The following is a 26,439-nucleotide window of genomic DNA, read 5'->3' as shown; positions in this document are numbered from 1 at the left end:
GGAAAGGCCGGGAGTGGGGAAGAGCCGACGGGAACGGCCGGGGTCCCGGGACACGGAACGGCCCCGGGGCCGGGAGTCCCGGGCCCGGGGGCACACGGAGATCCGGACGACGCGGCCTAACGGCCCCGGTCCGGGCGCCAGACCACGATCGCCGAGGACTGGCGGACGTCCTGGTAGGGCACCAGGTCGCGCCGGTAGGAGGCGTGCACCTGCGCCTCGCGCTGGCGCATGGCCACCGCCGCGCCCTCCAGGGCCTGCTGCAATTCGCCCAGCTTCGCCTGCAGGGCGGCCACCTGGGTCTCCAGCTCGATGATCCGCTTGATGCCGGCGAGGTTGATGCCCTCGTCCTGGGAGAGCCGCTGCACCTCGCGCAGCAGCTGGATGTCCCGCGCCGAGTACCTGCGGCCCCGGCCCGGCGTCCGGTCCGGGGAGACCAGGCCGAGCCGGTCGTACTGCCGCAGCGTCTGCGGGTGCAGCCCGGAGAGCTGAGCCGCGACGGAGATGACGTACACCGGCGTTTCATCGGTCAGTTCGTAGGGGTTGCTGCTCTGTCCGTGCCGGCCGTCCACCGCTTACTCTCCCTTCGCCGCCTCGAACAGCCCTGCCCGAGGATCCTCGCCCTCCGCCGCCATGCGGTATTCCTCAAGTGCCTTGCGTGCCGCGTCGCCCAGGTCCCGTGGGACGGCCACCTCGATGGTGACCAGCAGGTCGCCCCGCGTGCCGTCCTTGCGCACGGCGCCCTTCCCGCGGGCCCGCATGACGCGCCCGCCGGGCGTGCCCGGCGGCAGCTTCAGCGTCACCGGGGGGCCACCCAGCGTCGGCACCTTGATCTCACCACCCAGCGCCGCCTCCGGGAAGGAGACCGGCACCGAGATGGTGAGATTGTCACCTCGCCTCCCGAAAACGGGGTGGGCGTCCACATGCACGGTGACGTACAGGTCGCCGCCCGGACCGCCGCGCTCGCCCGGGGCGCCCTTGCCGCGCAGCCGGATGCGCTGCCCGTCGTCGACGCCGGGCGGGATGCGCACCTGCATGGTCCGCGAGCTGGTCGCCCGGCCGCTGCCCCGGCACACGGGGCAGGGGTCCTGCGCGATCAGGCCGCGGCCCTTGCAGTCCACGCACGGGTCGGTGAGCGAGAAGCCGCCACCGCCGCCGCGGCTGATCTGCCCGGTGCCCACGCAGGTCGGGCACACCCGCGGGGTGCCGTTCTTGTCGCCGGTGCCGGAACAGGTCTTGCAGGCCGCGCTGGAGGACATCCGCAGCGGGACGGTCGCCCCGGACACGGCCTCGGTGAAGCTGAGCGTCACCTCGGACTCGATGTCCTGGCCGCGCCGCGGCGCCGCCCTGCCCGTGGTCCCGCCGCGGTTGAAGAGGCCGCCGAAGACGTCCCCTATCCCGCCGCCGAAGCCGCCGGCGCCACCGGCGCCGCCGTTCGGCGGCTGGGCCCCGCCGAAGAGGTCACCGAAGTCGAAGTTGAACTGGCCGGCCCCGCCCGGTCCGGGGCGGAAGCCCCCGTTCCCGAACAGCGCGCGCGCCTCGTCGTACTCCTTGCGGCGCTTGGCGTCCCCGAGCACGTCGTACGCCTCGGAGACGCTCTTGAACCGCTCCTCGGCCTTCGCGTCGCCCTTGTTCGCGTCCGGGTGGTTCTCCCGGGCGAGCTTGCGGTACGCCTTCTTGATCTCCGCCTCGGTGGCGTCCCTGGGCACGCCGAGGACCTTGTAGTAGTCCTTCTCGATGAAGTCCTTGGTACTCATCCCCGGCGCTCCTCCTTCCCCGCCGCGCCGGCGTCAGCCCTCGTCCGGGCCACCGCCGTTGTCCCCATTTTCCCTGTCGGGTTCCCGGTCCCGGCCTCCCCTTTCGGGCGCACTCTCCTCCTGTTCGGCGGGCTTTCCCGGCTGCGGCTCGGCCACGCCGACCCGCGCCGGGCGGATGGTCCGCTCGCCGATCCGATACCCGGGCTGAAGAATCTGCACGCACGTCGTCTCCGTGACGTCCGGCGAGTAGCTGTGCATCAGCGCCTCGTGCACCGTCGGGTCGAAGGGCTCGCCCTCCTTGCCGAACTGCATCAGCCCCATCTTCGCCGCCACCGTCTCCAGCGACTCCGCGACCTGCTTGAAGCCGCCGACCAGCTCGCCGTGGTCCCTGGCCCTGCCGATGTCGTCGAGCACCGGGAGCAGCTCCGTCAGGAGGTTGGCCACGGCCACCTCCTTGACGGCGACCCGGTCCCGCTCCACCCGCCGGCGGTAGTTCTGGAACTCCGCCTGCAGGCGCTGGAGGTCCTGGGTGCGCTCGGCGAGCGCCGAGCGGGCCTGGTCGAGCTGGGCCGTCAGCGCCACCTGCTGCAGGTCCTGGGCGTGGGCCTGCTGCTCGTGCTGCCGCGCTTCCGTGGAGCCGTCCCCGGCCGGGGCGGCCTCGGAGCCGCCCGGCTCCGGGGCCTGACCCTCGGCCGCCTGCTCGGGATTCGCCGCCTCGGCGTCGGGGACCTCCGGCTCCTGGTCGAAGCCCTGGGGGTCCTGGGTCACGCCGCACCGCCCTTCGGCTTGTCGTCGTCCACGATCTCGGCGTCCACGACGTCCTCGTCGGCGGGCTGCCCGCCGGCCTGGGCGCCGCCCGCACCGCCGGCCGCCTGGGCGGCCTGGGCGTCGGCGTACATCGCCTGGCCCAGCTTCTGGCTGGTGGCGGCGACGCGCTCGGAGGCCTCGCGGATCTCCGCGGTGTCCTCGCCCTTCAGCTTCTCCTTGAGGTCCGCGACCGCGGCCTCGACCTCGGTCTTGACCTCGGCCGGCACCTTCTCCGCGTTCTCCTTGAGGAAGTTCTCCGTCGTGTAGACCAGCTGCTCGGCCTGGTTGCGGGTCTCGGCGGCCTCGCGGCGCTGACGGTCCTCCTCGGCGTACTGCTCGGCGTCGCGCATCATCCGCTCGATGTCGTCCTTCGGCAGCGCGGAGCCGCCGGTGACGGTCATCCGCTGCTCCTTGCCGGTGCCGAGGTCCTTGGCGGAGACGTGCATGATGCCGTTGGCGTCGATGTCGAAGGTGACCTCGATCTGCGGGACGCCGCGCGGCGCCGGCGGCAGGCCGGTCAGCTCGAACATCCCGAGCTTCTTGTTGTACGCCGCGATCTCGCGCTCGCCCTGGTAGACCTGGATCTGCACCGAGGGCTGGTTGTCCTCGGCGGTCGTGAAGATCTCCGAGCGCTTGGTCGGGATCGTGGTGTTGCGCTCGATGAGCTTGGTCATGATGCCGCCCTTGGTCTCGATGCCGAGGGACAGCGGGGTCACGTCGAGCAGCAGGACGTCCTTGACCTCGCCCTTGAGCACGCCGGCCTGGAGGCTGGCGCCGATGGCGACGACCTCGTCCGGGTTGACGCCCTTGTTGGCCTCCTTGCCCCCGGTCAGCTCGCGCACCAGGTCGGCGACGGCGGGCATGCGGGTGGAGCCGCCCACGAGCACCACGTGGTCGATCTCGGACAGCTGGATGCCGGCGTCCTTGATGACGTTGTGGAAGGGGGTCTTGCAGCGCTCGAGGAGGTCGGCCGTCAGCTGCTGGAACTGCGCCCTGGTGAGCTTCTCGTCCATGTGCAGCGGGCCCTCGGCCGAGGCCGTGATGTAGGGCAGGTTGATCGTCGTCTCCGAGGAGGAGGACAGCTCGATCTTCGCCTTCTCCGCCGACTCGCGCAGCCGCTGGAGGGCCATCTTGTCCTTGGAGAGGTCCACGCCGTGCGCGTTGGCGAACTGCCGGACCAGGTGGTCCACGATGCGCTGGTCCCAGTCGTCGCCACCGAGGTGGTTGTCGCCGTTGGTGGCCTTGACCTCGACCACGCCGTCGCCGATCTCCAGCAGCGAGACGTCGAAGGTGCCGCCGCCGAGGTCGAAGACGAGGATGGTCTGGTCGTCCTTCTCCAGGCCGTAGGCGAGGGCGGCGGCCGTCGGCTCGTTGACGATGCGCAGGACGTTCAGGCCCGCGATCTCGCCGGCCTCCTTGGTGGCCTGCCGCTCGTGGTCGTTGAAGTACGCCGGGACGGTGATCACCGCGTCGGTGACCTTCTCGCCCAGGTACGCCTCGGCGTCCCGCTTCAGCTTCTGCAGGATGAAGGCGCTGATCTGCTGCGGGTTGAAGTCCTTGCCGTCCAGGGCGATCTTCCAGTCGGTGCCCATGTGGCGCTTGACCGACCGGATCGTCCGGTCCACGTTGGTGACCGCCTGGCGCTTGGCGACCTCGCCCACCAGCACCTCGCCGTTCTTCGCGAAGGCCACGACGGACGGCGTGGTCCTGGCGCCCTCGGCGTTGGTGATGACGGTGGGCTCACCGCCTTCAAGCACACTGACGACAGAGTTCGTCGTGCCCAGGTCGATGCCGACCGCACGTGCCATTTCGTTTCCTCCAGCTGATAGCTTGAGCGTGACAGGCTCAAGGGTGCCTCAGCCCATGACCCCAGTCAAATGACCTGAGCGTCATTCGCTCAAGTCTTATCCGCCTCTTACGCTCATACTCAACGCCCGGGCCCCCGTATGCGTTCCCGCCCCTTCCCGGGCGCCGCGCCCGCCGGGCGCCGCGCCCCCGCGCTCACCCCCGCCGCACCGGCTTACGGCGGCACGCTCAGGGACAGCAGCGCGACGTCGTCCTCGATGCGCCCGGTGAACTCGGTCAGGTCCCGCCAGACGAAGTCCACGAGCGCCGCGGGCCCCACCTGCCCCTGCCGCCACTCGCCCTCGCGCAGCCGCTGGGCGATCCGGTCGGCCAGCGGGTAGAACGCGCCCTCGGCGTTCCTCGCCTCCGTCACGCCGTCCGTGTAGCCGAGGAGCACGTCCCCCGGCCGCAGCGCCACCGTCGTCTCCCGCGGCCCCGGCTCGTCCGGCAGGTTCAGGCCCAGCGGGGGCGAGGGGTCGACGGCCAGCTCCCGCACCCCGCCGTCGCGCAGCAGCAGGGGCAGCGGATGCCCGCAGACCACCAGCCGCAGGGTCCCGGCCCGCGGCTCCGCGGCGCCCTCCCGCTCGGGCCGCGCGCCGGCGTGCGCCTGGGCCGCGCCCTCCCCGGCCTCCCGCCCCGCGGGGGCGAACTCCATCAGCAGCGCCGTCGCGAACATCTCCGTCGCCCGCTGGGCCTCCCCGGCCGCCTCCTCCCCGGTTTCCCCGGCCTCGTCCGCCTCGTCCGCCTCCCCCGCCTCGCCCGCTCCCCCGGCCTCCCCGCCCTCCCCGGCCCGACCGTCACGCCCCGCCGCCCCGGCTGCCGGGCCGAGCCCCGCCTTCCGGTCCACCAGGAGCCGCCGGTCCAGGCGCCCGGCCACGCCCCGCAGCTCCGGCTCGTCCAGGACCGCCTCCCGGAACGCGCCCAGCATCGCCGCCACCGTGCCCACCGCGGCGAGCCCGTGCCCCTGGACGTCGCCGACCAGGGCGCGCACGCCGTACGGGCCCGCGCGCACGTCGTACAGGTCCCCGCCCACCAGCGCCCCCACCTGCGCGGCCCGGTACAGCCCGGTGCACCCCAGGTGCCCCACCCGCTCCGGCAGCGGCGGCATCACCGCCCGCTGGACCGCCTCGGCCACGTCCCGCACCACGATCAGGTCCCGCGCGTACCGGGACCTGATCCACGAGATCAGCACGCTGAACAGCGCGATCACCGCCACCGCGGCCAGGTCGGCGTCGCTGATGTGCGGGGCCCGGGTCACCGGCAGGATCAGCAGCACCACCACGGCCACGCCCAGCAGCGCGGTGCGCACCGGCCCGTAGATCAGCGAGGTGAGCGGGGGCAGGGCGGCGAAGAGGAAGCCGAGCTGCACCCAGTGCGGGGCGAGCGACTGGGCGACGCCCACCCCCACGAGCAGCACGAGCGGCAGCACGCGCAGCCAGCCGGGCAGCAGCCCCGGCTCCGCGGGGCGCGGCCGTCGCATGCGCCTCACGCCATCGTGGCCACGCCCGGGCCGCCGCGCCGCCCGCATCACCTGTCCGGGTGCCCGCCCGCGGCCGCCTCCCGCGGGCCGCGCGCGCCGTCGTGGGCCGCGCGGCGCGGGCGGTGCGCCTCCTGCCGCAGCCGTGCCGCCTCGGCGCGGATCTCCGGCAGCTTCGCGTAGAGGGCCTCGCCCGGGCAGTAGGTCTCCACGATGTCCCGGTGGCCGGAGACGACCCGCAGCCGGGCCGGGTCGCCCTCGGGCACCCGGCTGGCGTCGTTGGTCGACACCAGCCGCACCGTCTCGCGCGGGTCGGTGCCCGGGCGCAGCTTCCAGGCCGCGATCTTGGCGATCGCCGTCACCAGGGCGTCCGGCACGCTGCCCGGCACGGCGAAGTCGCCGATCGCGGCCACCCCCACGCTGTCGGCGTTGAAGCCCGTGGTGTGCGCGCCCTGGACGTAGCGGTTCATGCCGCCGCCCCTGCCCTCGTAGATGGTGCCGCAGCGGTCGACGACGAAGTTGTAGCCGAGGTCGTCCCAGCCGTGCCGCAGCACGTGGTCGGCCTGCATGCCGCGCAGCAGCTGCGGCACGTCGGCGCAGTCGTAGTCGTCGGGGTGGTTGGTGTGGTGGATGAAGACGGCGCGGGCGGGCCCGGTGTAGGTGACCGGGTCGGAGCGCAGGTCCTCGTCCGCGCCCCACTCCTTCCTGGCCACCACCTCGGGCGCCCGGATGGGCCGTTCCACGGGTTTCAGCACCCGCTCGGTCACCCGCGGGGCGGGCCGCGGCGCGGGCGGCGGCAGGGGGGCGTCCCAGGTGACCAGCGCGGCGACCGGCAGCACGGCGGCCCACAGGGCGATCCGGCGAGACCACATGCGCACGCCCTCCCGGTCCAGGCTGTTCAGGAAAGAATCGTGACGGCGCTGAACGGCCCGCACCCGAGCCGCTCCGTCGCCGCCCGGTGCAGCAACCGCAGCCCCTCCAGCTCCCTCGCCCGGCACAGCGGGCCCACGTCGAGGGGCCGCAGCCCGCAGCTGGAGGCCAGGTGGGCCACCGAACGCTTGGCGTCCCCTTCGTCCCCGGCGATCAGCACGTCGAGCGGCCGGCCGGCCACCCGGCCGGTGAGGAGGGTGTCGGCGGTGTTCGTGTTGAACGCCTTGACCACCGGCGCGCCCGGCGGCGCCTCGGCGGCGATCTGCTCGGCCGCCGAGGTCCCCGCGGGCAGGACGTCCGCGCCGGAGGGGCCGGACGGGCCGGAGGGGCCCGGGGCGCCGGGGGAGCCGGTCCGCGCCGCGCAGGCCCCGGGCTCCTCCCTGGGCCGCGCGGGCCCCGGGGCGCCGAGGGAGTCGCTGGGGTTCGACACGTCCACGAGCACCGAGCCGGTGAGCGCGGTGCCGTAGTCGACGGCGATGTCGCGGCCACGGGGATAGGGCACGGCGAGGATCACCAGGTCGGCGTCCTCGACGGCGATCGCGTCGGAGCCGCACACCTCGCCCGCCCCGTTGCGGGCCCGCCGCCGCAGCTCCTCGGCGAGTTCCGCGGCCTTCGCGCGCGAGCGGTCGACCAGCCGCACGCGGTGGCCGCCGGCCAGTGCCCGGGTCGCGAGGCCGCGGGCCATGCGCCCCGCGCCCACAATCGTCACGATCACCCCTTCATGCCACCACGGCACCGGGTGCCCCGCATCTCGGCGGGGCGGCCACCGCGTCAGGAGGGCAGCGGCCGGTCGGCGCGCAGGGCGGCGAGGAACGCGTCCGCGGCGGGCTCGTCGAGGGCCAGCCGGTTCTCCTCGGTGGGGTGCGGCAGCGTGGGCAGGGTGTGGAAGGACAGCCCGGAATCGGGCACCGCCCGCAGGTCACCGGCCAGGTCACGCAGTTCGGCGAGCGAGTCGAGGCCGGGGTCCGCGGTGAGCGCGGAGGTGGCGGCCGAGAGCACGGAGTAGAGCCGGGAGGGGTGGGTGAACGTCCCCCGGTCCACGATCTTGTCGTAGAGCCGCCGCAGGAAGTCCTGCTGCCGGGACATCCGGTTCAGGTCGCTGCCGTCGCCCACGTACACCCGGGCCCTGACGTAGGCGAGGGCCTGCTTCCCGTTCAGCAGGTGCTCCCCGGCGCTCAGGTGGTGGCCGACGTTCGGGTCGTCCTCGTCCCGCTCCAGGGTCACCGGCACCCCGCCCACCGCGTCCACCAGCTTGGCGAAGCCCTCGAAGCCGACCACCAGGTGGTGGTCCACGCGGATTCCCGTCAGCCCCTCGAAGGTGCGGATGGTGCACGCCGTGCCGCCCCACTGGAACGCCCAGTTGAACTGCGCCCGCCCGGCCTCGCTGGTGCCGCCGTCCGGCGTACGGCAGCGGGGGATGTCCACGATCAGATCCCGCGGCACCCCCACCACGTCGGCGCGCTCCCCGTCGCCCGAGAGGTGCAGCAGGACGACGGCGTCGGAACGCGCGTTGCCGGTGCCCGAGCCCCAGTCCTGCCCGATGAGCATGATGTTCCTGGCCCGGCCCGCGGCCGGGGCCGGCCGCTGCGCCGCGCGCTCGCGCAGTTCCTCTGCCGCGGCGTGATCGGTGCGGATGTTGCCGTCCAGCTTCTGGTACGCCCACAGCGCGGTGCCGGCCAGGATGGCCAGCACCGCCCCGAAGGCGAGCAGCAGCCACCACAGGACTTTCTGACCGCGGGACATGTGGAAGGCCATGCGCCCATCGAAGCCCCAAACGGCCACACATAAGTCATCACGGACTATTTGTCGACAGCTTTCCCCCGATGAGGCGTGCGTGAGGAGTCCGATCGGCGGAAAAGTTACCGTCTAGTAAGCTGGGTGCTGGGCTATCTTCGAGGCCCTGCCGTCCCGCCCGTCCCGTCCGTTTCCCGCCGCCGCGGGCCCGAGGAGCCGTCATGCAACTCGCCGCGATCGTCGTCACCCTCGTGCTCACCGCCGTCGCCGTCGCCCTCTTCGGCCGGGCCACGGCGCAGATCGTCCGCTTCCTGCGGCTGGGCAGCCCGGTTCCCGAGGGCCTGCGCACGGACCGGCCCGGCACCCGCACCCTGACCCTGGCCAGGGAGTTCCTCGGGCACACGCGGATGAACCGGTGGGGCATCGTCGGCTTCGCGCACTGGTTCGTCGCGATCGGCTTCCTCACCCTGGCGCTCACCATCGTGCAGGCGTTCGGCCAGCTCTTCGAGGCGGACTGGACCCTGCCGGTGCTCGGCGGCTTCGTGCCCTACGAGGCGTACGTCGAGTTCATCGCCGCCATGACCACGCTCGGCATCCTCACGCTGATCACCATCCGGCGGCTGAGCCTGCCCACCCGCCTCGGGCGCAAGTCCCGCTTCGCCGGCTCCACCGCCTGGCAGGCGTACTTCGTGGAGTACGTCATCCTCGTCATCGGCCTGTGCATCCTCCTGCTGCGCGGCCTGGAGGGCGCCCTCCACCACGTCGAGGGCTACGGCGCCGCCCACTTCGTCAGCCACCCGCTGACCGCCGCGTTCGACGGCCTGTCCACCGGCACCCTGCAGAACCTGGTCTACCTGGTCGCCCTCGTCAAGCTCGGCACGACCATGGCCTGGGCGATCACCGTCGCCCTGCACACCGACATGGGCATCGCCTGGCACCGCTTCCTGGCGTTCCCCAACATCTGGTTCAAGCGGGAGGCGGACGGCTCCCCCGCGCTGGGCGCCCTGCAGCCGATGACCTCCCAGGGCAAGCCGATCGACTTCGAGACGGTCTTCGAGGAGGAGGGCGGCGAGGACACCCGATTCGGCGTCTCCGAGATCGAGCACTTCTCCTGGAAGGGCCTGCTCGACTTCTCCACCTGCACCGAGTGCGGCCGCTGCCAGTCCCAGTGCCCCGCCTGGAACACCGGCAAGCCGCTCTCCCCGAAGCTGCTCGTCATGTCCCTGCGCGACCACGCCCACGCCCGCGCCCCCTACCTGCTGCCGGACGCCGGGGCGCAGGGCGCGGGGGGCGCGGCGGACGGGGGCACGGGGGGCGCGGCGGACGCGCCGGAGCGCCCCCTCGTCGGCACCGCCGAGCAGAACGGCGTCATCGACCCCGACGTCCTGTGGTCCTGCACCACCTGCGGCGCCTGCGTCGAGCAGTGCCCCGTCGACATCGAGCACGTGGACCACATCGTCGACATGCGCCGCTACCAGGTGATGATCGAGTCCGCCTTCCCCAGCGAGGCCGGCACCATGCTGAAGAACCTGGAGCGCCGGGGCAACCCGTGGGGCCTGCCCAAGAAGAAGCGCCTGGAGTGGACCAAGGAGGTCGACTTCCCCGTCCCCGTCCTCGGCCAGGACGTCGAGGACCTCTCCGAGGTCGACTACCTCTACTGGGTGGGCTGCGCCGGGGCCCTCGAGGACCGCGCGAAGAAGACCACCAAGGCGTTCGCCGAGCTCCTGCACATCGCCGGCGTCGCGTTCGCGATCATGGGCGGCGACGAGTCCTGCACCGGCGACTCCGCCCGCCGCCTGGGCAACGAGTTCCTCTTCCAGCAGCTGGGCCGGCAGAACGTCGAGACCCTCGACGAGGCGTTCGGGGAGCGGCAGGACAAGAGGATCGTCACCACCTGCCCGCACTGCTTCAACACCCTCGCCAACGAGTACCCCCAGCTCGGCGGCCGGTACGAGGTGATCCACCACACCCAGCTGCTCCAGCACCTCGTCGACGCCGGCCGGCTGGTCCCCGTCACCCCCGTCGACGGCCTCATCACCTACCACGACCCCTGCTACCTGGGCCGCCACAACAAGGTCTACACCCCGCCCCGCGAGATCATCGGCCGCGTCCCCGGGCTGCGCAACGAGGAGATGCACCGGCACCGGGAGCGCGGCTTCTGCTGCGGCGCGGGCGGCGCGAGGATGTGGATGGAGGAGCGCATCGGCAAGCGGATCAACGACGAGCGCGTGGACGAGGCCCTCTCCCTCGACCCGGACATCGTCTCCACCGCCTGCCCGTTCTGCCTCGTCATGCTGAGCGACTCCATCAACGGCAAGAAGGCGCAGGGCACCGCGAAGGAGGACCTCCGCGTGGTGGACGTCGCGCAGCTGCTGCTCGACTCGGTCCGAAATCAGGGTGATCCCGGAGACCGCACCCCCGCGGAGACGGTACGTTCGTAAGCGTGGCCGGATTCAGGAGAAGGCGCGACGAGCAGCCGCCGTACGGGCAGCAGGCTCCGTACCCCCCGTACCAGGGACAGCCCACCTACCAGGGCGGGCCCCCCTACCAGTCAGGCCAGGCGTACCGCTCCGGCCCGCCCGCCCACCAGGCCGGCGGCCCCGGCTATCCGGCCCCGCCGCCCGCCTACCAGGGCGGCGACCCGGGTTACGCCCCCGGCCCGCACCACGCGCCCGCGCCCCCCGAGTACGGCTACGGCTACCGGGACGACTACGACGACCAGGGTTACGACGGCCAGGGTTACGCAGGCCCCGACGGCGGGTACGGCGAGCCCGCCGCGCCCGCGCCGCCTCCCCTGCCCCCGCTGGGCTGGCGCGCGCTGCTGACCGGCATCGTCTTCCGGCCGAGCGACACGTTCTGGCGGATGCGCGACTACCCGATGTGGGTCACCGCGCTGATCGTCACCTTCCTCTACGGCCTGCTCGCCGTCTTCGGCCTCGACGACGCCCGCGAGTCCCTGCTCAACACGACGGCCTCGGCGATGGGCCCCTACCTGCTGGTCACCGGCACGGCGATGGTCCTCGGCGCGCTGCTGCTCAGCACGGTCACCCACAACCTGGCCCGCCAGCTCGGCGGCAACGGCCTGTGGGCCCCCACCGCCGGCCTCGCCATGCTGATCATGGCCCTCACCGACGTGCCGCGCCTGGCCTTCGCGCTCTTCCTCGGCGGCGGCGCCCCCCTCGTGCAGGTGCTCGGCTGGGCGACGTGGCTGGGCGCCGGCGTCCTGTTCACGATGATGCTCAGCCGTTCCCACGAGATCGCCTGGCCCCGCGCGCTGGCCGCGGCCACGATCCAGCTGCTGGCCGTCCTCATGCTCGTCAAACTCGGCACCATCTGACCCCGCCGGGCGGCACCATCCGAGCCCCCGCCGGACAGCCCCGCCCCCAGGCCGCTCCTTACACGTCACCCGCACCCCCCACGCGCCCCGGCCCCTCGCGGCCACGGCGCCGCCCTCGGGCGTCCCCGGGGGGACGGGGCGTGGCGTCCCCGGGGGACGGGGCCTTGTGGCGTCCCCGGCGGACGGGGCCCTGTGGCGTCCCTTGGGGAGGGGCCCCTGTGGTCTTTCGAGCCCGGGCCCTCAAAAGTCCATCCGCACCCGGTCGTCGACCCGCCCCACGGACTCCTGCCCGAACCGCTCGCAGTACTCGCGCCTGACCTCCTCGATCGCCGCGTCCCGGTCCTCCCCGGCCGGGAAGTACAGCACCAGCTCGTAGGACCGCTCCCGCTCGATCACCCCGTGCGCGTCGAGGTACTGCCCGTACCCCTCCTGCACCGACAGGCCCTCGGGGAACCGCGGCGTGACGAACTCCGTGACGAAGGCCCGGAATTCCTCCTCGGTCACCGCATCCCCGCCGCCGGGCCGCGCCGTCCCGAACAGCAGCCGCGTCTCCTGATACACGCCCCCGACGTCCGCCGCCCCCGCACCGGACGCGTCCCCCGCCCCCGTGCCGGGCGCGTTCGCCCCGCCCTCGTCCCCCACCGGCACCGTCGTGGCCCGCAGGCTCGCCGGCCCCACCGGCGGCTCGCCCTGGCTCCCCCAGGCCGCGTACGCCAGCCCCGCCGAGGCCCCGCCGCCGAGCAGCACCCCACCCAGCACCAGCGCCGCCACCCTGAACCGCAGCCGCACCCTCATCGACACCGTCCCTCCCAGCCGTCACGGCCGCGCCGCGGCCACCGTTTCCGGGCGGGTTCAACGAGTCGCCCTGCCCCCGGTCACGGCCGGGCAGCTCCGGTAGCCTCGGGGCGTGCTTCTGTCAGACAAGGACATCCGGACGCAGATCGAGACCGGCCGGGTGCGGATCGAGCCCTACGACCCGGCGATGGTCCAGCCCTCCAGCATCGACGTCCGACTCGACCGCTACTTCCGGGTGTTCGAGAACCACCGCTATCCGCACATCGACCCCTCGGTCGAACAGCCGGATCTGACCCGGACGATCGAGCCCCCGGGGGACGAGCCCTTCATCCTGCACCCGGGCGAGTTCGTGCTGGCCTCGACGTACGAGGTGATCACCCTGCCCGAGGACCTCGCCTCACGCCTGGAGGGCAAGAGCTCCCTCGGGCGCCTCGGCCTGCTGACCCACTCCACCGCGGGCTTCATCGACCCGGGCTTCTCCGGCCACGTCACGCTCGAACTCTCCAACGTGGCAACGCTGCCGATCAAACTCTGGCCCGGGATGAAAATCGGCCAACTCTGCATGTTCCGGCTGACGACCCCGGCCGAACGCCCCTACGGCTCGGCCGGAGTCGGCTCCCGCTACCAGGGCCAGCGCGGCCCGACCCCGTCCCGCTCGTACCTCAACTTCCACCGCACGCGCATCTGAGGGGCCCTCCGGGCCGTGGGGCCGGGGACCGGGGGCCAGGAGCCAAGGGGCGGCCGGGCTGGCCGGAGGGCCGCCGGGGCCGTTGGTCCGGGGGGCGAACTCCCCCACCCCTCACGGCGAGGAACGCCTCCGCCGCAGGCGCAACGGACGCCCCGCCCCGCCACGACGGCCAGCCGCCACGCTCACCCGACGGGCACGGCACTCCGCAACCGCGCACACCGCGGACACCGCAACAGCCGCGCGGGCCCGATCCGCTCCCGCCCGAGCTGCCGCATCGGAAACCGCGACGTAAGGAACACGTGCCCCTCGGCACAGCGCACAACGGTGGCGACGTCCTGCAACGCTTCCTACTCCCCTGGCTCCCGCGCTCCCGACAACGCCCGCCACCCTAAGCGATCTCCCCCACGCCCCCGACCAACCCCACCCCACGCCCCCCGGCAAGCCCACCGATGCGCTAAGCTGTACCGCACAGCAGCCTCTCCGGCTGCGAGGCGGGCGTAGTTTAATGGTAGAACATGAGCTTCCCAAGCTCAGAGCGCGAGTTCGATTCTCGTCGCCCGCTCCACAGGTAAAGGCCCAGGTCAGGGACATGATCCCCAACCTGGGCCGTTGTGTTGTCTAGACCGATTTATGACCCGCGTGCCAGATCCGTGCCAGATCGCTCGGCAGCAGCGCGCTGTGCCTCAACCCGGGCGTTGATCCCTTCCGCGACCTCACGCTGACGCTCACGGTCGGAGTGCTGGTAGATCATGGCCGCCTTCTCCGAGGACTGGCCGGCACGGACCATGGTGTCCTTCAACGTGGCCCCGGACTGCGTGGCGAGGGTATGCCCGGTGTGCCGAAGATCGTAAAACCGAAAGTCGTCGGGCAACCCGACCTTCTCCCTCGCCTTACGCCACTTCCGTCCAAAGGTGGACCGCCGAAACGGCTTACCCCTCTCGCCGACGAACAACAGCCCGTCCGGCTTCTTCTCCGCGTACCACTCCAGATGCCGCCGGAGTTCCTTCTCCAGGAAGACGGGCAGCACGATGAACCGCTTTCCCGCCTCGGACTTCGTGGGACCCACGGCCCGCCGCCCAGTGGTCAGCTCCGGGGCCGCTTTTCGAACCCACACCCCCGGAGATGCCAGGTCCACATCCGGCCGCCGCATCTCCGCCAGCTCCTCCGGCCGAGCCGGGCCGTACGCGGCTATGTAGACCATCAGCCGCCACCGCGGCCCCATCACGTCGGCCAGTGCGTCCACCTGGACCACGGTCGCGGTCGGCCGCTCGGCCGCGGACTCCTTCCCCGCACCCCTGATCCGGCACGGATTCCGGCGGATCAGCTCATCATCCGTCGCCGTCTCCAGGATCGCCTTCAACAACCGGTAGGACTTGGCAACGGTCGTCGCCCCGGTCGCCTTCAGCAGCTCCGACCGCCAAGTCCTGACCCGAGGCGGGGTGATCTCGTCCAGGTCGAGCTCGCCGAAGGTCGGCAGGATGTGCAGCCGAAGAAGCCGCCGGTACAGCTCCTCGGACGTCGCCGCCAGGTCCCGCTCATCGACCCACTGAACGGCGTACTCGCCGAAGTTGACCGCCCCCGCGTCGGGATCGCGCCACTCCCCGCGCCGCATCTCCGTGCGCTTCTCGGCCAGCCAGTCATCCGCGTCACCGCTGGTCTCGAACGTGCGATCCGCCGGCCGCATGACACCATCCGGGCCGGGATACCGAGCCTGCCAACGCCCGGACGGCAGCTTGCGAACGGCACCGAACCGGCGACGCCTTCCCTTGCTGTTCGCCATCTCAGGCCGCCCTTCCGTACCGCGACCGCCGCCGCTGAATCGGCCGCACGGTGTTCGCCTCCAGGTACGCCGCAAGCGCACTTTCGGGTATGCGGACGTGTCGGCCGACCTTGACGAAGGTGATCCGCCGCTCAGCGATCAACCGCCGGGGAAAGCGCACGGTGGTGCCCAGCACCTCGGCCACCTGCTCCACGCTCAGGTACCGGTCCCCCATCAGTGCACGCCTCCTTGCGCGAACTGCCGGGCCACAGCGCGCTCATAGCGCACCGTCGCCGCCAACAGCTCCTCACCCGAGCGGTAACCCGACCCGATGTAGGACAGCGACGACTCAACGACGAGCGTGCTGCCCTCACCGGGCACGGGCAGCCCGAGACGGGCATGCGCCTGTTCCCGCCGCCAGGCACGGCGCACGTCGCGCAGCGCGCCGAGCGTGGTCGAGTAGCACCGCGACTTGGTGGAGAAGTGACCCCGGAAGCCGAGCATGTGAGCCCACTTCCAGAGCTTCAGCCCCGCGAAATCCGGGAGCTGCCCCAGCTCCCAACAGGTCCGGATCATCTGCCGGGCATGTCGCGCGGCAGGTAGAGACGCGACGAGCTGCCGTTGGCCAGTGCCCTCACAGGGACGGCAGTCGAGGCCCGCGATCCGTCCGCGCCCGTCACACGCACGGCAGTACACCGGCTGGTCGATGGTGCCTGAGGACTCCGCGCCCTTGGTCGCGTACTTCGCCACGTAGGCGGCAACCGCCTTGTCCGTCAGCTCAGCCCCACCGCCGAAGCCCGCGATCTCCCGGACGTCGAGCTGCCTGCCCCACCGGAACACCCGCTCGCCCACGGCGTCGGAGGTGAGGGCGAGTTCCACGCGGCGCGCGGCGTTCCGCACGGCGCGAATCAGCACGTCGGCCGTGGCGTCGCGGGGCGGGGATGTCATGGTTCCTTTCGGCCCGTCGAAACGGATGACCGCGTGGAAGTGGACCAGGCCGCGCCGCTGGTACTCGGCGACCTTGGCGAACGACACCCGCAGCACCGCCCGAAGTGCCTTTTGCGTCATGCCCAGCAGGGCAGCGACCTCCCGCCGCAGGTAGGTGGTGAAACGGGCCCACAGCGCAGAGGCGTGCGCGTTCCACAGCACGGCGCCCGCGTAGTCGTAGGTCGCCGGATCCACGGGAGTGCCCAGGGTCGAGGCGTCGGGCCCGTGCCACTCGCCGCAGCGGCAGGGCAGGCGTCGACCCGTGGGCGTGGTCGGTCGGGTGTGGACCGGGCCGAACGAGGGCGCGGTGAGCGTGGCGAAGACGCGCGGGTGGCTGCGCACACTGTCCGGCACGCTCTTGCCCCCGGTGAGCCCGGCCCGGATGAGATGGAACGTGTCGGCCGCGTACACGCGCGAGCAGGACGGGCATCGGGACGACCGGCGGTTGCCGCACGGGACCAGGAGGCGACCGGTCGGTTCGTCGGCGGTGTTGAAGGTGTGCAGGACTTCGCCGGTAGCGCTGTCCAGGGTGGTGCTGCGGCCGACGAGCTGCACGGGGCAGGCGCACCCGCCAACGCTCTCGACCTGGCTGCGGACCCGGTCAAAGTCGTCGAGGCTGGCCAGCTCTATCAGATCCCGCACAGCGGGGCCGAACCGCTGATACGGGGCAGGTGGGGATGTCATGCTGAGGTGTCCTCCGAGGAATCGGCAGGGGCACCCCGGCCGGGGACGGCTCGCTTGCAGGCAACAGACGTCCCCGGCCGGGGCATTGACTGACGTGTGAGGCTCAGGCGGAGAGCTGAGCGTGTGCGGCGAGGGCCAGCGGCTGGGCGACGCCGAGCCGGGCATGGAGTTGAGCAGGGGTGATCGGTTCGCCGTGTTCGGCGCGGTGCTGCTCGGCGACGCGGCGAGCTGCCGCCAGCAGGGGCGCGGGAACGGTCGGAAGCGTCGCAGCCGGCGGGGCCTCAGCGGCCGGGACGGCGGTAACGGCCGGGACTCTCGGACTCGGGATCGGCAGCGCGACGGTGTGGAAGTGGCGCAGGAGCTGCGGCCCGACCTGGCCCCAGCCCAGCAGCAGGATCGGCGCGACGGCGTCCAGCGCGGCCCGCCCGTAGTGCCCGGTCAGCACCGGCTCAGCGACGTTGAGCCCGAGCGTCAGCAGGCCGGACAGATGCATGAGCCGAGTCGCCCCTTTGAGTTCGGCCGCCGGCACGCCGCGCAGGGAGAGCGAACGCAGGCCGACCAGCAGCCCCAGGACGGACAGGTCCACCATGGGCGCGATCAGCGGCGCGATCGGCCGGGGCACGCCGAGCCGCAGCGCCAGCGCCCAGACGTTCCCGAAGGAGAAGACGAACGCCAGGCCAGCGATCAGGGCCATGACCACGGTCACGACGCGTTGCGTCATCCGATCTTCCACCATGAGGGATTCACCTCCTTCCGTCCTTATCGAAGTGGCGGTTCACGCGGCTTCCGCGCCGTTGCCGTTCCATCGCGCCTCGCCGACCACCAGGGCGGCCGGATCACGCGTGAGATGGGTCGTATCAGCGGCGATGCGCGCCGCGTGCGAGTCGTCCACGTACGGAGTGCGCACGCGGGTGAAGCCCGCGCGGCCCTGCACCGTCATGACGGCGACGCCGACATAGGTCGGGTCCTGCAAGGCGACCGGACTTGCTTCCGGCCAGTTCCGAATGTCCTCACCGAGCGCCGCAACGGCCGCCTCGATCGTCTTCTGTGCGAAGCTCAGTCCGACCGGGCACACGTCGCGGATGAACGTCGGGATCGCGTCGCCGGTCGCCTTCTGCGTGGCGAGGATGACCAGGATTCCGACCGAACGGCCCTTCTTCACCAGATCCTCGACCAGCCGGGCGTTCTCTGCCGCCAGCGCGGCGAGCTTCTTGGTGCCTGGGTCGTTGCCCTTGTGCTCCCGGAAGAAGGTGTGCGCTTCATCGATGATGAGCACCACCAACGGCCAAGAGTCGCGCGGGCCGCAGTGCCATACGTTCCGGACACCCAGCGTCGAGCGGATGGCCGCCGAGCGCGCCCGCCGGAGCTCAACCATGCGGTTGAACAGCTCGTTGCCCGCCGCCAAGTCGTCACCGACGAAGGCGAACAGCCGGTCGGCCACGTCCGCATAGTCGCCCTCGGCCGCTGTGGACGCCTTGCCATCCGCCACCGCGAACTGAACCGCCGACGACGGCGCCAGGTCGCAGATCAGTTTGTTGATCAGCGACGTCTTCCCGAACCCGGGCAGACCCGCCACGGTGACGCCGGGCACCTCGGCCAGGCTCACCACCACCTCGGCCGCGTACTCGTCCAGGCCCAGGTTCCACCGGCTCACCACCTCGGGTGCCTGGCCCGAAGGCACGTGATCGGTCGCCGAGGCCAACGGGTCGTGCCGCACCGCGCGGATTCGGACAGCTCCCGGACCGTCCGGCAGCACGGACACCCGGGTGCACCGCCACGCGTCGGCCAGGTAGGGCGCGGCCTTCTGGTAGTCGGCCAGACCGACCCGGGGCAGGGTCGTCGCCCGCACCTCCACACCGAACCTGTCGGCCCGGACGCGGATCTTCGGCACCAGTACGCGCGGCTCCTGCGGCTTGCTCTGACCGCCATTGGCGCCCGCGCTCACCTGCGCCCAGAAAGAGGGTGTCCGGTCCGTCACCGTCAGCCCCTGCATCCGAGCCAGGCGCCGCCAGCTCCGACGAACACGGATCGCCTGCCGCATGCTGACCCGCATCATCCGGTCAGCTCGGATATAGCGAACCAGCCACACGACACCCCGGAGCAGAACCAAGGCCAGGACCGCCCCGGCAACCTCCGGGGCGAGTCCCACGATCTCCGGCGGAGTCATGCGCCCACCGCCCCCGCCACCGGGCCGTACAGGAACCGGGACAATGACAACTGCAACTCAACCAGGTCGCGCCCGCTGGTGACCGGCGGATAGCCGTGCGCCTCGATGACCTGCCTCACGTCGTACAGCAACCCGAGCGTGAATCGCGGATCGTCGTCGCCGTCCGACGGAGCGACCGGGTAGATGCGTCCGTCCGGGCCGCTCACTTGACCAGCTCCACCGCGTCCGCCCGGTACGCGATGCCGTCGCTGAGCTGCCCGTTGAAGATCCGCGCCCAGGGCAGCGCGATCAGCCGCACCGGCCGAACCGGGACCCCCTGGACCAGCCCGTCCGAGAGACCGGACTCCGGCACGGTGATCTTCAGAACGTCCGCCCGGCCGTCCAGCATCTCAACCACACCGATCGTGTAGAGCGTTTCGCCGGTGTCGCGGTGCGTGGCTATCTCCCCCGTCTGCGGGTCCCTGACCTTGGGCGCGGCTGGGGTCACCAGCAGGAACGACGACTGCGTGATGTCCTTCTGGATCGGGTGCATTGCCATGTTCTGTCTCTCCTTGCGTCGTGGTCGCGGGTGCGAGCCAAGACCGATAGTGCACTAGGTGCGCTAGCGCGTCAACTCTCATATGCCGCCTAGCTCACTGCGAGGCGGGATCTAGCCGGCATGGGTGTGCTGGCTTAGCTAGGCGAGCTACCCTGCGGGCATGAAGTTTCCGCAGCATTCGGGCACCCCGCCGTACCGGCTGGTGGCCGATGCCCTCCGGGAGATGATCAGGGCCGGCCGACTCGCCCCGGGCGACAAGGTCCCGTCCTCGCGCGACCTCGAAGCCGAATACGAGATCGCCAACATGACGGCCCGCAGCTCGCTCCGCCTGCTACGTGAGGAAGGGCTGATCTACTCCATCCCCGGCCGCGGCAATTTCGTCGCCGACCCGCTGCCAGCCGAGTCGTCGGGTGAGCGCGCCGGGGAGGGGCCGGAGGGCCCCGAGCGGATCAGCAGCACCGAGTTCCGGCAGCTCTCCCGGCGCCTGGACGAGCTGACCGAACGTGTGGACCGCATGATGGATCTCGTTGAGCGCATCACGGACGACCGCCCTCATCAGGGGAAGAGGTAGCCACAGCAAGCTCAGCGAGCATCCGTTCCAGACGCTCCACCTTGGTCGCCAGCTCGACCATGCGGCCCGCGATGACTTCGGCTTCCTCCGCGCTCAGTCCAGCAGCGAGTTCTTCCACCTCGGGCAGGCCCAGTGCTCCGCCCAATGTGCTCGCGTCGTCAGTCATCCTCGTTCCTCCCGTGCTCAGCGCAGGAGCAAGACACCACGTAGACCGCGACTTGGCGTACCCGGAAATCTGTGGCATGACTGTCCCGCTCCCTTCTCAACCCGCCTTCACCAGAACCAAGGAGCGGCAGCCGGCCGTTTGTGACCGCCGACGCCCAACTTTCTCGGAGCCCATCCGCAGACGAGGGCGCACCCCACAGCAGGCGCGCTGAGCGCATGCCAGCGTCCCGCGGACGCCCACCGGCAGCCCTGCCGACGCTGTTCAAAGTTTCTCTACTTGATCAAGGCGGCCCGCACAGCGGGCCGCGCGGCGCGGCGCCCCGGCCGCCGCTTCGCTCCTGTCTGCCGCCCCGCTTCGCGACGGCCGACCGCTCGCGCCGCACCAGCCCACGACCGGCAGCCAACACAGCAGGACTTCGCCCACCCCAGCAGGGCTGAGCGCGCTTCTCATGCGGCGCCATCCGCCACCGACGCCCGGCGGAGAGCACCAGCGCCACGAAGCGATCCTCCATGCCGGCCACGACGAAGAGGACATGATCAGCGTGGTACCGACCGGTGGCACAGCAGGTGACCACGCGCGCCAGACGGCACATCTGGCGGCATCGCCGTGGCGCACCTTCGCCGGTTGAGGTATCGAGGGGGAGAGGGGAATGGATTGTGCACGCATCGCTCAAGCTCCGCTACTAGCTGGTCACTTGGCCTCTGACCTCGGGGAGCGACACGCGTGGCACGACCGCAGCCCCGATACCATCGGCACCGGGGTTCTGCGGAATCCCAACCGGACCACCTCGGAAGCTGCCAGGCCAAGGGGTGGTCCGGTCTCATATGCGATTGACGTTCCTCACGACGCAGACGGCAGCCGTCTCACGACTCAGCTTCCTGCTCCAGCTCGAAGTACGGGTTGCCGGGCGCCGGGCAGACTCGCCAGAGCCATTCCGTGGTGAGCTTGAACTGACGATGCGTCGGGTTCAAACCGGTATGCCGGAGGGTCCACATCTCGACCGGCTGAGGCTCGTTGTTCACCGCCTCAGACCTCGCCCCGCACGTCAGGCACTCCACGAGGAAGACCGCCCGAGACGCGCCCTCGGCCGTCTCCTCCGTCAACGTCCACTCAGCGGCCTTGATGATCGCCCGCGGACTCATCGCGACCTCGAATCGTCGTCTTCCGCCGGCTCGACCTGATCTGCCCAAACGTCCCACTCGCAGCCACCGCCCACCGGGCGAAGCCACACGCGACTCGCGTGGTGATCGACGACGCGACCGACTGCGCCGCACGATGCGTCACGAGCCAGTGCACCGATCTCCGGGGCCTTCTGCTCGCTCACGAAGCGACCACCACCCCGTGAATGCGTCGCGGCCCCGCGTCAACCCCGAACGAGACCAGCCACAACGCCCGCCGCCGCTCGCGCTGCAACCTCCACTCGCGACGTTCCCCGGACGTGAGCACGTACGGCCGGACCAAGGTGTCGTCGTCGGGGCTGTCCCAGGCCCGCATCACGGGCGCCAGCGTCAGCGTCGGCAGGTCCTCACGGACCGGTTCGGCGGGCGAATCAGCGCCCCTGTGACGGCCGGGCGACGGAAACAATCGTTGCAACAGCCTCTCGAAGATTGAGGCGATACAGTGCGGCACGTCGGCGCTCCTTCACAGCGTTGGCCACTCCCCCGGGCCGTCCACCACGGCCGCGGGGGCTCTTTCGCTGGAGGATCGTCCTGCCGCCGACCGGGACGTAGGAACCTCGGACCAACCCCACTTAGGGACGTCCCGCATGGTGTAGAACGTCCCTAGTGCTGTCCCCACACCCGGAGAGAGACTGTGCCGCCGAACGAAAGGCTACGTGCTGCCCTGGCAGCCGGAGGCTGGACGCATGCCACGCTTGCGAAGGAAGTCGAGGTAGATCCCAAGTCCGTTGAACGGTGGGTCAACCGCGGCCGCACGCCACGTCGAGCCACCGCTGTGCTGGCAGCGGAGACGTTGGGAGAAGACGTGCACGCACTATGGCCGGCACTCCGCCAGTCACGCCCCGCCCGCGCAGTAAGCCCCGAACTGGTGGCCCTCCATGACCAGCGTGCCGACGTGCCGACCTCGGCATTCGTGGACCTACTCACTCAGGCCAGCGAACAGATCGACGTCCTGGTCTACGCCGCCGTGTTCCTCCACGAGGCGTACCCCCGCTTCAACGACCTCCTGCGCGAACGAGCTGCCGCTGGCTGCACCATCCGCATCGCCATCGGCGACGCCGACAGCCCCAACGTCCAACAGCGTGGCAAGGAAGAGAAGTTCGGCCACGGCATCGAATCCCGCTGCCGCCTGGCCCTCATGCACTACCGCCCACTGATCGACACCCCCGACATCGAAGTCCGAACGCACGGCACGACGCTCTACAACTCCATCTATCGCGCCGACGATCAGATGTTCGTGAACGCCCACGTCTGGGGCGTGAACGCGTACGGTTCCCCCGTCTGGCACCTCCGCCGCAGCGAGGAGGGCGGCGGCATGTTCGACACCTACGCCGACAGCTTCAACGCGGTCTGGGCAACCGCGGCCCCGATCGAGGAACACTGACCATGGCACGCACCGAGTATTACGACGACCCCAACGCCCCCAAGCCGAACAGTATGGTCGTCGCCGCATCCGCAGTCGTCACCAACGACGAGGGCCACATCCTCCTCCAACGCCGCCGCGACAACGACCTGTGGGCACTCCCCGGCGGAGCCATGGAGATGACCGAATCCCTCCCCGAGGCAGCGATCCGCGAAGTCAAGGAAGAGACCGGCCTAGACATTCAGATCACGGGCCTGGTCGGCACGTACACCGACCCCCGCCACATCATCGCCTACACAGACGGCGAAGTCCGCCGCCAATTCAACATCTGCTTCAAAGCCCACATCACCGGCGGCCAACTCGCGATCTCGGACGAGTCCACAGAACTCCGCTTCGTCAACCCGGATGTTCTTGCCGACCTCCCAATGCACCACACCCAACGACTACGACTGCAGCATTTCCTAGAATTCAACGACAAACCTCACATTGGTTGAAGCTCCCCCGAGCCACCGAGAATTGAATATCCAACACACCTCGGGAAGGCTCTCTTGGCTCCTACTCAGTCGATGGCGGGGCATACATATCCGTACCGACACTCTCCCAGAATGCCCGCTCGGATGAAAACGATTTTTGGCAGGAAATGACGAATCGAGACGCCATAAACACTTGAGCCGAGTTGTCGCTGCCAACCATCCCAGCCGTCAACGTTACGGGTGAGATTTGACAATCGAATCGCCGGACTCGGGCGTCACGCCATAACCCCTCGTCTGGATAACAATACATGATAACGTCTGGCGACAGGGGATATACAACATAGGTACCTTCGCTGAATAACGCAGCCTTGAGCCACATGCGATTATCCGCAGCTCTGAAGGCTACCGGGTTATCCGAAGTGACGAATGGCTTCTCGGTCTCGTTGAGAGCAAAGAGCCAGGAGCAGTGGCCGATACGGCGCGCGAAGCGCGAGACCAAATCTTCATCCCACAAAAGTTGTGCATGCAGAGAGCGAAGTTCTCTCTCTGCGGCTAATACATTTCCCGCTTCCGCAGAGACGGCGGCTAAAATCGCGCGAGTATCACTAGTCCGCAGGAATTGAAGCGCGACAAATAGGCTAACTAGTTCTCTATTCACCTCAGGCATCGGCAGACGATCACCAGGTAGTCCATTCCGAATCCACTCGAGCCACTGACCTGTAATTATCGACACCTCTCCTTCAAGCTCCGAAAATTGCCTCTCCATTAAAATTGCGTCCTGGCCCAACTCGGCCAGTTCGGGCAAGAGGTAGAAATTGGACTCTGCCGCCATCGATTTAGCTTTGGTGCGAAAGATCCTATCGCGCCTCTTGTCCCAAACCCATATTTTATCTACTGAATCCGCGAAACGCCGTAAATAGAATTGGGGAACATAGTGATGCAGCTTCGGGTCGCCCATCCAGTTCCTCCTAGCCGAGCGGAGCGAGTAGCCCGCCTTTGTCTTTAGCGTGCCAGATCAGCAACTGAACACACCGCCGTCCTATGAATTTCCCTCTCCAAGTCGTCGCAAGGCTGACGGAAAGTCGAGAACGGCACGCCTGATAGCTCGGTAGTCATCCTCAGGCACTATAAATCCGTTCCCTTCGCCATAGGCATCTGGCTCGCCAGTATCACCTTCATAAAAGAGCCCCATGAAAAAATCATCGTCCTCAGATCCCTCACCGAAAAGGAAGCGCGGAGCATTGGCTGTCTGGAGCAACTGAACATAGCAGCCATAGTCGATCTGCAAGACATCGAAGCGAGCACCAGGTTGGCTTTTGCTGGAATATCCCCTCTTGATGACGTGCAAGATCCGTTCGTCAACTAGTTGGCGCACGAGAGGATGTGATACATCATCTGGCGACAGGAGGAAGGCCCTTGCTTTTTTCTGGTTGATCACGTCATGAATGATGATGTCCAGAAGTTGACGTGCCTGGGGGTTGGCATTCAACAGTGCTTGTTTTGTTGTCTGGTATACCTGACTCGCGGCTCGTCGAACGTGGTCTGTGCTGATGGGGCGAGTTCCTGCCCTCAGGGCTGCTCTGGATGCGATTAGCAAAGCGTCGCGCGGCACGCCTTCTGCTGCTCGTACCAATTCTTGGAGAGCCGTAGTCTGCGTGAATAGCAGACGAACCATTTGCCCCGACCCTTCGAGTTGCTGCACCCCTTGATCTTTGAGAACTTGGTTCAAGTGGCGAGTGAGCAAACGCTTGTAGAAGTCTGTGGCTCTACTAGTTTGCTCTTCACGATTCCTTGCAGGAAAGACAACAAACTCATCAAGGTCGAGGATTGGGAAAAGCTCTGCTCCAACCTCCACTCCGATATAGCCACCGTCTTCCCGCTTCAGACGCCAAGCGGTGCGGTGAGGGATTGCAGCGATCCTTACACTGACCTTTGGGATCGAGAAAAAGAGTCTCCGGAGCATTTCCGCGAGATATGGCTGCAAATCCATGGGCAGGCCACTCCACTCGTCAATCAGCAGCCAGAAACGAGGGGCGGGGTGGGCCGCGACAACTTTGCCTAGCAACGACCCAAATGCACCGAAATGGACACGATGACGGACCACACCCATCTGTGTTACGCGAGTGGAGTCCGAAAGTCTTTCATTTGATTCAGCCTTGGCGCTGAGACCGAGTCGTGGACTCATGCTAACGTTCCCCGATAGCTCAGCAGATCCAGACCGCAGTGACTCTGACTCTGCTGTCCTTTCAACCTCTCCTTGCTCTGACACGAGAATCTTTCCGAAGTGATCGCACATGATGTCAATGTCATCCAAGTAAGCATCGAGAGGTCCATCGAACGCTTCCTCTACGAGGCGGTTATGGATGATCCCTAGAACATCGACTAACAATCTGGTAGCTCGCTGTACCACGCTAATGCTAGTATCCGAGTAGATACCTTCTGTTGACCCGAGATCTCGTTCGATGTCAATATAGATCACCAGGGCTTCGTTAGCCGTCTCGGTCTGCTCCAGGTACTTTAGGGCATGAGTTTTCCCGGTTCCTCGCCGACCATAAATAATTCCATTATCGCGATTAGCCAGAGCATCAGAAATGCCCCCACTATCAACGTATGTTGCAACTACATGCTCGTCGCTGACCCGTTCTGTACGCTTCTCAACGCTTTGCAGAGCCTTCAGCAAATCTGTGGTCTCCACTTGTGCCCCCCTTTGCCCTTCGCTCGCTGTCCCTACGTCACGCAAGAATAGTGCTTAATTGCTTAGCGTGAGGACCTTTTGGGCGAAGAGATGCGCGCCACGAACGCCGCAGCTTTGACTCGGCCGCGCGTCGACATCACGGGCGTCCCGCACCGTTGCCGCAGGTCAGCTGTCCGCTCCCAGGCTCGTCGACTTGTACCGAGGTGCAAGGTGGCGCCCAGCTGGCACGGAGAGACCGTAGGCCATTGGCTCGTACGCCGGGCCGGGATCGTGCCCGATGCGTGCCCGATGGACTGGCGAACCACGGGCAGTACGGGTCTCCAGCAGCACTGCGGAACACTGCGCCGGAACGGTGTTTGTGCAGGCTAAAGGTTGTCTCGTAACTGTTGTGGCTGGTGCGCGTTGGGCTGATCGTGCAGGTGCTGAGTGCGGAACGTCGTGACGTGATCGAGGTGTTCACCGGTCTGGCGCCGGGCCGCTTCCGGCGGCTG

The 26,439-nt window shown here is 69.2% G+C and carries 27 protein-coding genes and 1 tRNA gene; 7 read left to right on the top strand and 21 right to left on the bottom strand.

Annotated features, from left to right (window positions below):
* Nucleotides 1–116: 116 nt before the first annotated feature.
* From D7294_RS29475 to D7294_RS29440, 8 genes are all read right to left on the bottom strand, one after another.
* Nucleotides 117–569, bottom strand: coding sequence for a heat shock protein transcriptional repressor HspR (locus D7294_RS29475; protein WP_120684875.1), 453 nt, complete (start codon nt 567–569; stop codon nt 117–119).
* 3 nt (nt 570–572) lie between these two features.
* Entirely contained in the window at nt 573–1,754 is a 1,182-nt protein-coding gene (gene dnaJ / locus D7294_RS29470; protein WP_120684874.1) for a molecular chaperone DnaJ, read from the bottom strand.
* A gap of 33 nt (nt 1,755–1,787) precedes the next feature.
* Nucleotides 1,788–2,522: a nucleotide exchange factor GrpE gene (gene grpE / locus D7294_RS29465; RefSeq protein ID WP_120684873.1), complete on the bottom strand. Its 735-nt coding sequence runs from the start codon at nt 2,520–2,522 to the stop codon at nt 1,788–1,790.
* Nucleotides 2,519–4,369: a molecular chaperone DnaK gene (gene dnaK / locus D7294_RS29460; RefSeq protein ID WP_120684872.1), complete on the bottom strand. Its 1,851-nt coding sequence runs from the start codon at nt 4,367–4,369 to the stop codon at nt 2,519–2,521. Before dnaK ends, grpE begins: the two co-directional genes overlap by 4 nt.
* A gap of 212 nt (nt 4,370–4,581) precedes the next feature.
* Entirely contained in the window at nt 4,582–5,886 is a 1,305-nt protein-coding gene (locus D7294_RS29455) for a PP2C family protein-serine/threonine phosphatase (RefSeq protein WP_158674718.1), read from the bottom strand.
* A gap of 47 nt (nt 5,887–5,933) precedes the next feature.
* A complete protein-coding gene (locus tag D7294_RS29450; protein WP_120684870.1) occupies nt 5,934–6,755 on the bottom strand; it encodes a peptidoglycan recognition protein family protein in 822 nt (273 codons plus the stop codon).
* Between the two features lie 26 nt (nt 6,756–6,781).
* Nucleotides 6,782–7,522, bottom strand: a complete 741-nt coding sequence (locus D7294_RS29445) for an NADPH-dependent F420 reductase (protein WP_241562711.1) — start codon at nt 7,520–7,522, stop codon at nt 6,782–6,784.
* 62 nt (nt 7,523–7,584) lie between these two features.
* The gene (locus tag D7294_RS29440; RefSeq protein ID WP_120684868.1) at nt 7,585–8,568 is read right to left on the bottom strand and encodes an LCP family protein; all 984 of its coding nucleotides are present in this window, start codon (nt 8,566–8,568) and stop codon (nt 7,585–7,587) included.
* Between the two features lie 200 nt (nt 8,569–8,768).
* On the opposite strand from D7294_RS29440, the gene D7294_RS29435 reads away from it, so the two are divergent.
* A complete protein-coding gene (locus tag D7294_RS29435) occupies nt 8,769–10,988 on the top strand; it encodes a (Fe-S)-binding protein (protein ID WP_120684867.1) in 2,220 nt (739 codons plus the stop codon).
* Nucleotides 10,989–10,990: 2 nt separating this feature from the next.
* Entirely contained in the window at nt 10,991–11,884 is an 894-nt protein-coding gene (locus tag D7294_RS29430) for a Yip1 family protein (protein ID WP_120684866.1), read from the top strand.
* A 240-nt stretch (nt 11,885–12,124) separates the two neighbouring features.
* Here D7294_RS29430 and D7294_RS29425 read toward each other — a convergent pair whose 3' ends face one another.
* Nucleotides 12,125–12,679, bottom strand: coding sequence for a DUF3574 domain-containing protein (locus D7294_RS29425; RefSeq protein WP_120684865.1), 555 nt, complete (start codon nt 12,677–12,679; stop codon nt 12,125–12,127).
* 112 nt (nt 12,680–12,791) lie between these two features.
* On the opposite strand from D7294_RS29425, the gene dcd reads away from it, so the two are divergent.
* Together dcd and D7294_RS29415 are read left to right on the top strand one after the other, a co-directional pair.
* Nucleotides 12,792–13,367 carry a dCTP deaminase gene (gene dcd, locus D7294_RS29420; RefSeq protein ID WP_120684864.1) on the top strand — a complete coding sequence of 192 codons (576 nt, stop codon included), beginning with the start codon at nt 12,792–12,794 and terminating at the stop codon, nt 13,365–13,367.
* A gap of 491 nt (nt 13,368–13,858) precedes the next feature.
* Nucleotides 13,859–13,932 (top strand) — tRNA-Gly (locus D7294_RS29415).
* A gap of 63 nt (nt 13,933–13,995) precedes the next feature.
* Here D7294_RS29415 and D7294_RS29410 read toward each other — a convergent pair.
* The 7 genes from D7294_RS29410 to D7294_RS29380 form a co-directional block, all read right to left on the bottom strand.
* Complete coding sequence (locus D7294_RS29410; protein ID WP_120684863.1) at nt 13,996–15,147, bottom strand: tyrosine-type recombinase/integrase; 1,152 nt, start codon at nt 15,145–15,147, stop codon at nt 13,996–13,998.
* 1 nt (nt 15,148) lies between these two features.
* The gene (locus D7294_RS29405; RefSeq protein ID WP_120684862.1) at nt 15,149–15,361 is read right to left on the bottom strand and encodes a helix-turn-helix domain-containing protein; all 213 of its coding nucleotides are present in this window, start codon (nt 15,359–15,361) and stop codon (nt 15,149–15,151) included.
* Complete coding sequence (locus D7294_RS29400) at nt 15,361–16,797, bottom strand: replication initiator (protein ID WP_120684861.1); 1,437 nt, start codon at nt 16,795–16,797, stop codon at nt 15,361–15,363. Before D7294_RS29400 ends, D7294_RS29405 begins: the two co-directional genes overlap by 1 nt.
* A 103-nt stretch (nt 16,798–16,900) precedes the next feature.
* A complete protein-coding gene (locus D7294_RS29395) occupies nt 16,901–17,533 on the bottom strand; it encodes a DUF2637 domain-containing protein (protein ID WP_120684860.1) in 633 nt (210 codons plus the stop codon).
* 39 nt (nt 17,534–17,572) lie between these two features.
* A complete protein-coding gene (locus D7294_RS29390) occupies nt 17,573–18,964 on the bottom strand; it encodes an FtsK/SpoIIIE domain-containing protein (protein WP_120684859.1) in 1,392 nt (463 codons plus the stop codon).
* Nucleotides 18,961–19,170, bottom strand: a complete 210-nt coding sequence (locus tag D7294_RS29385; protein WP_120684858.1) for a hypothetical protein — start codon at nt 19,168–19,170, stop codon at nt 18,961–18,963. Before D7294_RS29385 ends, D7294_RS29390 begins: the two co-directional genes overlap by 4 nt.
* Entirely contained in the window at nt 19,167–19,502 is a 336-nt protein-coding gene (locus D7294_RS29380) for an SCO3933 family regulatory protein (RefSeq protein ID WP_338325703.1), read from the bottom strand. The genes D7294_RS29385 and D7294_RS29380 overlap by 4 nt, the downstream gene beginning before the upstream one ends.
* A 160-nt stretch (nt 19,503–19,662) precedes the next feature.
* On the opposite strand from D7294_RS29380, the gene D7294_RS29375 reads away from it, so the two are divergent.
* A complete protein-coding gene (locus D7294_RS29375; protein ID WP_120684856.1) occupies nt 19,663–20,073 on the top strand; it encodes a GntR family transcriptional regulator in 411 nt (136 codons plus the stop codon).
* Here D7294_RS29375 and D7294_RS31700 read toward each other — a convergent pair.
* The 3 genes from D7294_RS31700 to D7294_RS29365 all read right to left on the bottom strand — a co-directional run bounded on the left by D7294_RS31700 (nt 20,039) and on the right by D7294_RS29365 (nt 21,868).
* Nucleotides 20,039–20,239 carry a hypothetical protein gene (locus D7294_RS31700; protein ID WP_147450935.1) on the bottom strand — a complete coding sequence of 67 codons (201 nt, stop codon included), beginning with the start codon at nt 20,237–20,239 and terminating at the stop codon, nt 20,039–20,041. The two genes, D7294_RS29375 and D7294_RS31700, sit on opposite strands and share 35 nt — an antisense overlap.
* An 863-nt stretch (nt 20,240–21,102) precedes the next feature.
* Nucleotides 21,103–21,381 carry a DUF7848 domain-containing protein gene (locus tag D7294_RS34115; RefSeq protein WP_120684855.1) on the bottom strand — a complete coding sequence of 93 codons (279 nt, stop codon included), beginning with the start codon at nt 21,379–21,381 and terminating at the stop codon, nt 21,103–21,105.
* A gap of 178 nt (nt 21,382–21,559) precedes the next feature.
* Entirely contained in the window at nt 21,560–21,868 is a 309-nt protein-coding gene (locus tag D7294_RS29365) for a hypothetical protein (RefSeq protein WP_120684854.1), read from the bottom strand.
* Between the two features lie 213 nt (nt 21,869–22,081).
* On the opposite strand from D7294_RS29365, the gene D7294_RS29360 reads away from it, so the two are divergent.
* Complete coding sequence (locus D7294_RS29360; RefSeq protein ID WP_174248469.1) at nt 22,082–22,801, top strand: helix-turn-helix domain-containing protein; 720 nt, start codon at nt 22,082–22,084, stop codon at nt 22,799–22,801.
* 2 nt (nt 22,802–22,803) lie between these two features.
* Nucleotides 22,804–23,274 (top strand): NUDIX domain-containing protein, encoded by a 471-nt coding sequence (locus D7294_RS29355; RefSeq protein ID WP_120684852.1) that lies wholly within the window; start codon nt 22,804–22,806, stop codon nt 23,272–23,274.
* Between the two features lie 61 nt (nt 23,275–23,335).
* Here D7294_RS29355 and D7294_RS29350 read toward each other — a convergent pair whose 3' ends face one another.
* Both D7294_RS29350 and D7294_RS31695 read right to left on the bottom strand, forming a co-directional pair.
* The gene (locus tag D7294_RS29350; protein WP_120684851.1) at nt 23,336–24,211 is read right to left on the bottom strand and encodes a DUF4238 domain-containing protein; all 876 of its coding nucleotides are present in this window, start codon (nt 24,209–24,211) and stop codon (nt 23,336–23,338) included.
* 81 nt (nt 24,212–24,292) lie between these two features.
* A complete protein-coding gene (locus D7294_RS31695; protein ID WP_147450934.1) occupies nt 24,293–25,948 on the bottom strand; it encodes an ORC-CDC6 family AAA ATPase in 1,656 nt (551 codons plus the stop codon).
* Nucleotides 25,949–26,439 lie beyond the last annotated feature (491 nt).

Origin of the sequence: Streptomyces hoynatensis (assembly GCF_003626535.1) — a bacterium.
Lineage (GTDB): Bacteria > Actinomycetota > Actinomycetes > Streptomycetales > Streptomycetaceae > Streptomyces > Streptomyces hoynatensis.
This window is presented reverse-complemented; position numbering and strand designations above follow the sequence as displayed.

What these genes read in the sequence shown, in the direction of transcription:
- dnaJ (WP_120684874.1), bottom strand. Translation starts at nt 1,754, where the DNA reads ATGAGTACCAAGGACTTCATCGAGAAGGACTACTACAAGGTCCTCGGC.
- dnaK (WP_120684872.1), bottom strand. Translation starts at nt 4,369, where the DNA reads ATGGCACGTGCGGTCGGCATCGACCTGGGCACGACGAACTCTGTCGTC.
- D7294_RS29455 (WP_158674718.1), bottom strand. Translation starts at nt 5,886, where the DNA reads ATGCGACGGCCGCGCCCCGCGGAGCCGGGGCTGCTGCCCGGCTGGCTG.
- D7294_RS29450 (WP_120684870.1), bottom strand. Translation starts at nt 6,755, where the DNA reads ATGTGGTCTCGCCGGATCGCCCTGTGGGCCGCCGTGCTGCCGGTCGCC.
- D7294_RS29440 (WP_120684868.1), bottom strand. Translation starts at nt 8,568, where the DNA reads ATGGCCTTCCACATGTCCCGCGGTCAGAAAGTCCTGTGGTGGCTGCTG.
- D7294_RS29435 (WP_120684867.1), top strand. Translation starts at nt 8,769, where the DNA reads ATGCAACTCGCCGCGATCGTCGTCACCCTCGTGCTCACCGCCGTCGCC.
- D7294_RS29425 (WP_120684865.1), bottom strand. Translation starts at nt 12,679, where the DNA reads ATGAGGGTGCGGCTGCGGTTCAGGGTGGCGGCGCTGGTGCTGGGTGGG.
- D7294_RS29410 (WP_120684863.1), bottom strand. Translation starts at nt 15,147, where the DNA reads ATGGCGAACAGCAAGGGAAGGCGTCGCCGGTTCGGTGCCGTTCGCAAG.
- D7294_RS29405 (WP_120684862.1), bottom strand. Translation starts at nt 15,361, where the DNA reads ATGGGGGACCGGTACCTGAGCGTGGAGCAGGTGGCCGAGGTGCTGGGC.
- D7294_RS29400 (WP_120684861.1), bottom strand. Translation starts at nt 16,797, where the DNA reads ATGACATCCCCACCTGCCCCGTATCAGCGGTTCGGCCCCGCTGTGCGG.
- D7294_RS29395 (WP_120684860.1), bottom strand. Translation starts at nt 17,533, where the DNA reads ATGGTGGAAGATCGGATGACGCAACGCGTCGTGACCGTGGTCATGGCC.
- D7294_RS29390 (WP_120684859.1), bottom strand. Translation starts at nt 18,964, where the DNA reads ATGACTCCGCCGGAGATCGTGGGACTCGCCCCGGAGGTTGCCGGGGCG.
- D7294_RS29380 (WP_338325703.1), bottom strand. Translation starts at nt 19,502, where the DNA reads ATGGCAATGCACCCGATCCAGAAGGACATCACGCAGTCGTCGTTCCTG.
- D7294_RS29375 (WP_120684856.1), top strand. Translation starts at nt 19,663, where the DNA reads ATGAAGTTTCCGCAGCATTCGGGCACCCCGCCGTACCGGCTGGTGGCC.
- D7294_RS31700 (WP_147450935.1), bottom strand. Translation starts at nt 20,239, where the DNA reads ATGACTGACGACGCGAGCACATTGGGCGGAGCACTGGGCCTGCCCGAG.
- D7294_RS34115 (WP_120684855.1), bottom strand. Translation starts at nt 21,381, where the DNA reads ATGAGTCCGCGGGCGATCATCAAGGCCGCTGAGTGGACGTTGACGGAG.
- D7294_RS29355 (WP_120684852.1), top strand. Translation starts at nt 22,804, where the DNA reads ATGGCACGCACCGAGTATTACGACGACCCCAACGCCCCCAAGCCGAAC.
- D7294_RS29350 (WP_120684851.1), bottom strand. Translation starts at nt 24,211, where the DNA reads ATGGGCGACCCGAAGCTGCATCACTATGTTCCCCAATTCTATTTACGG.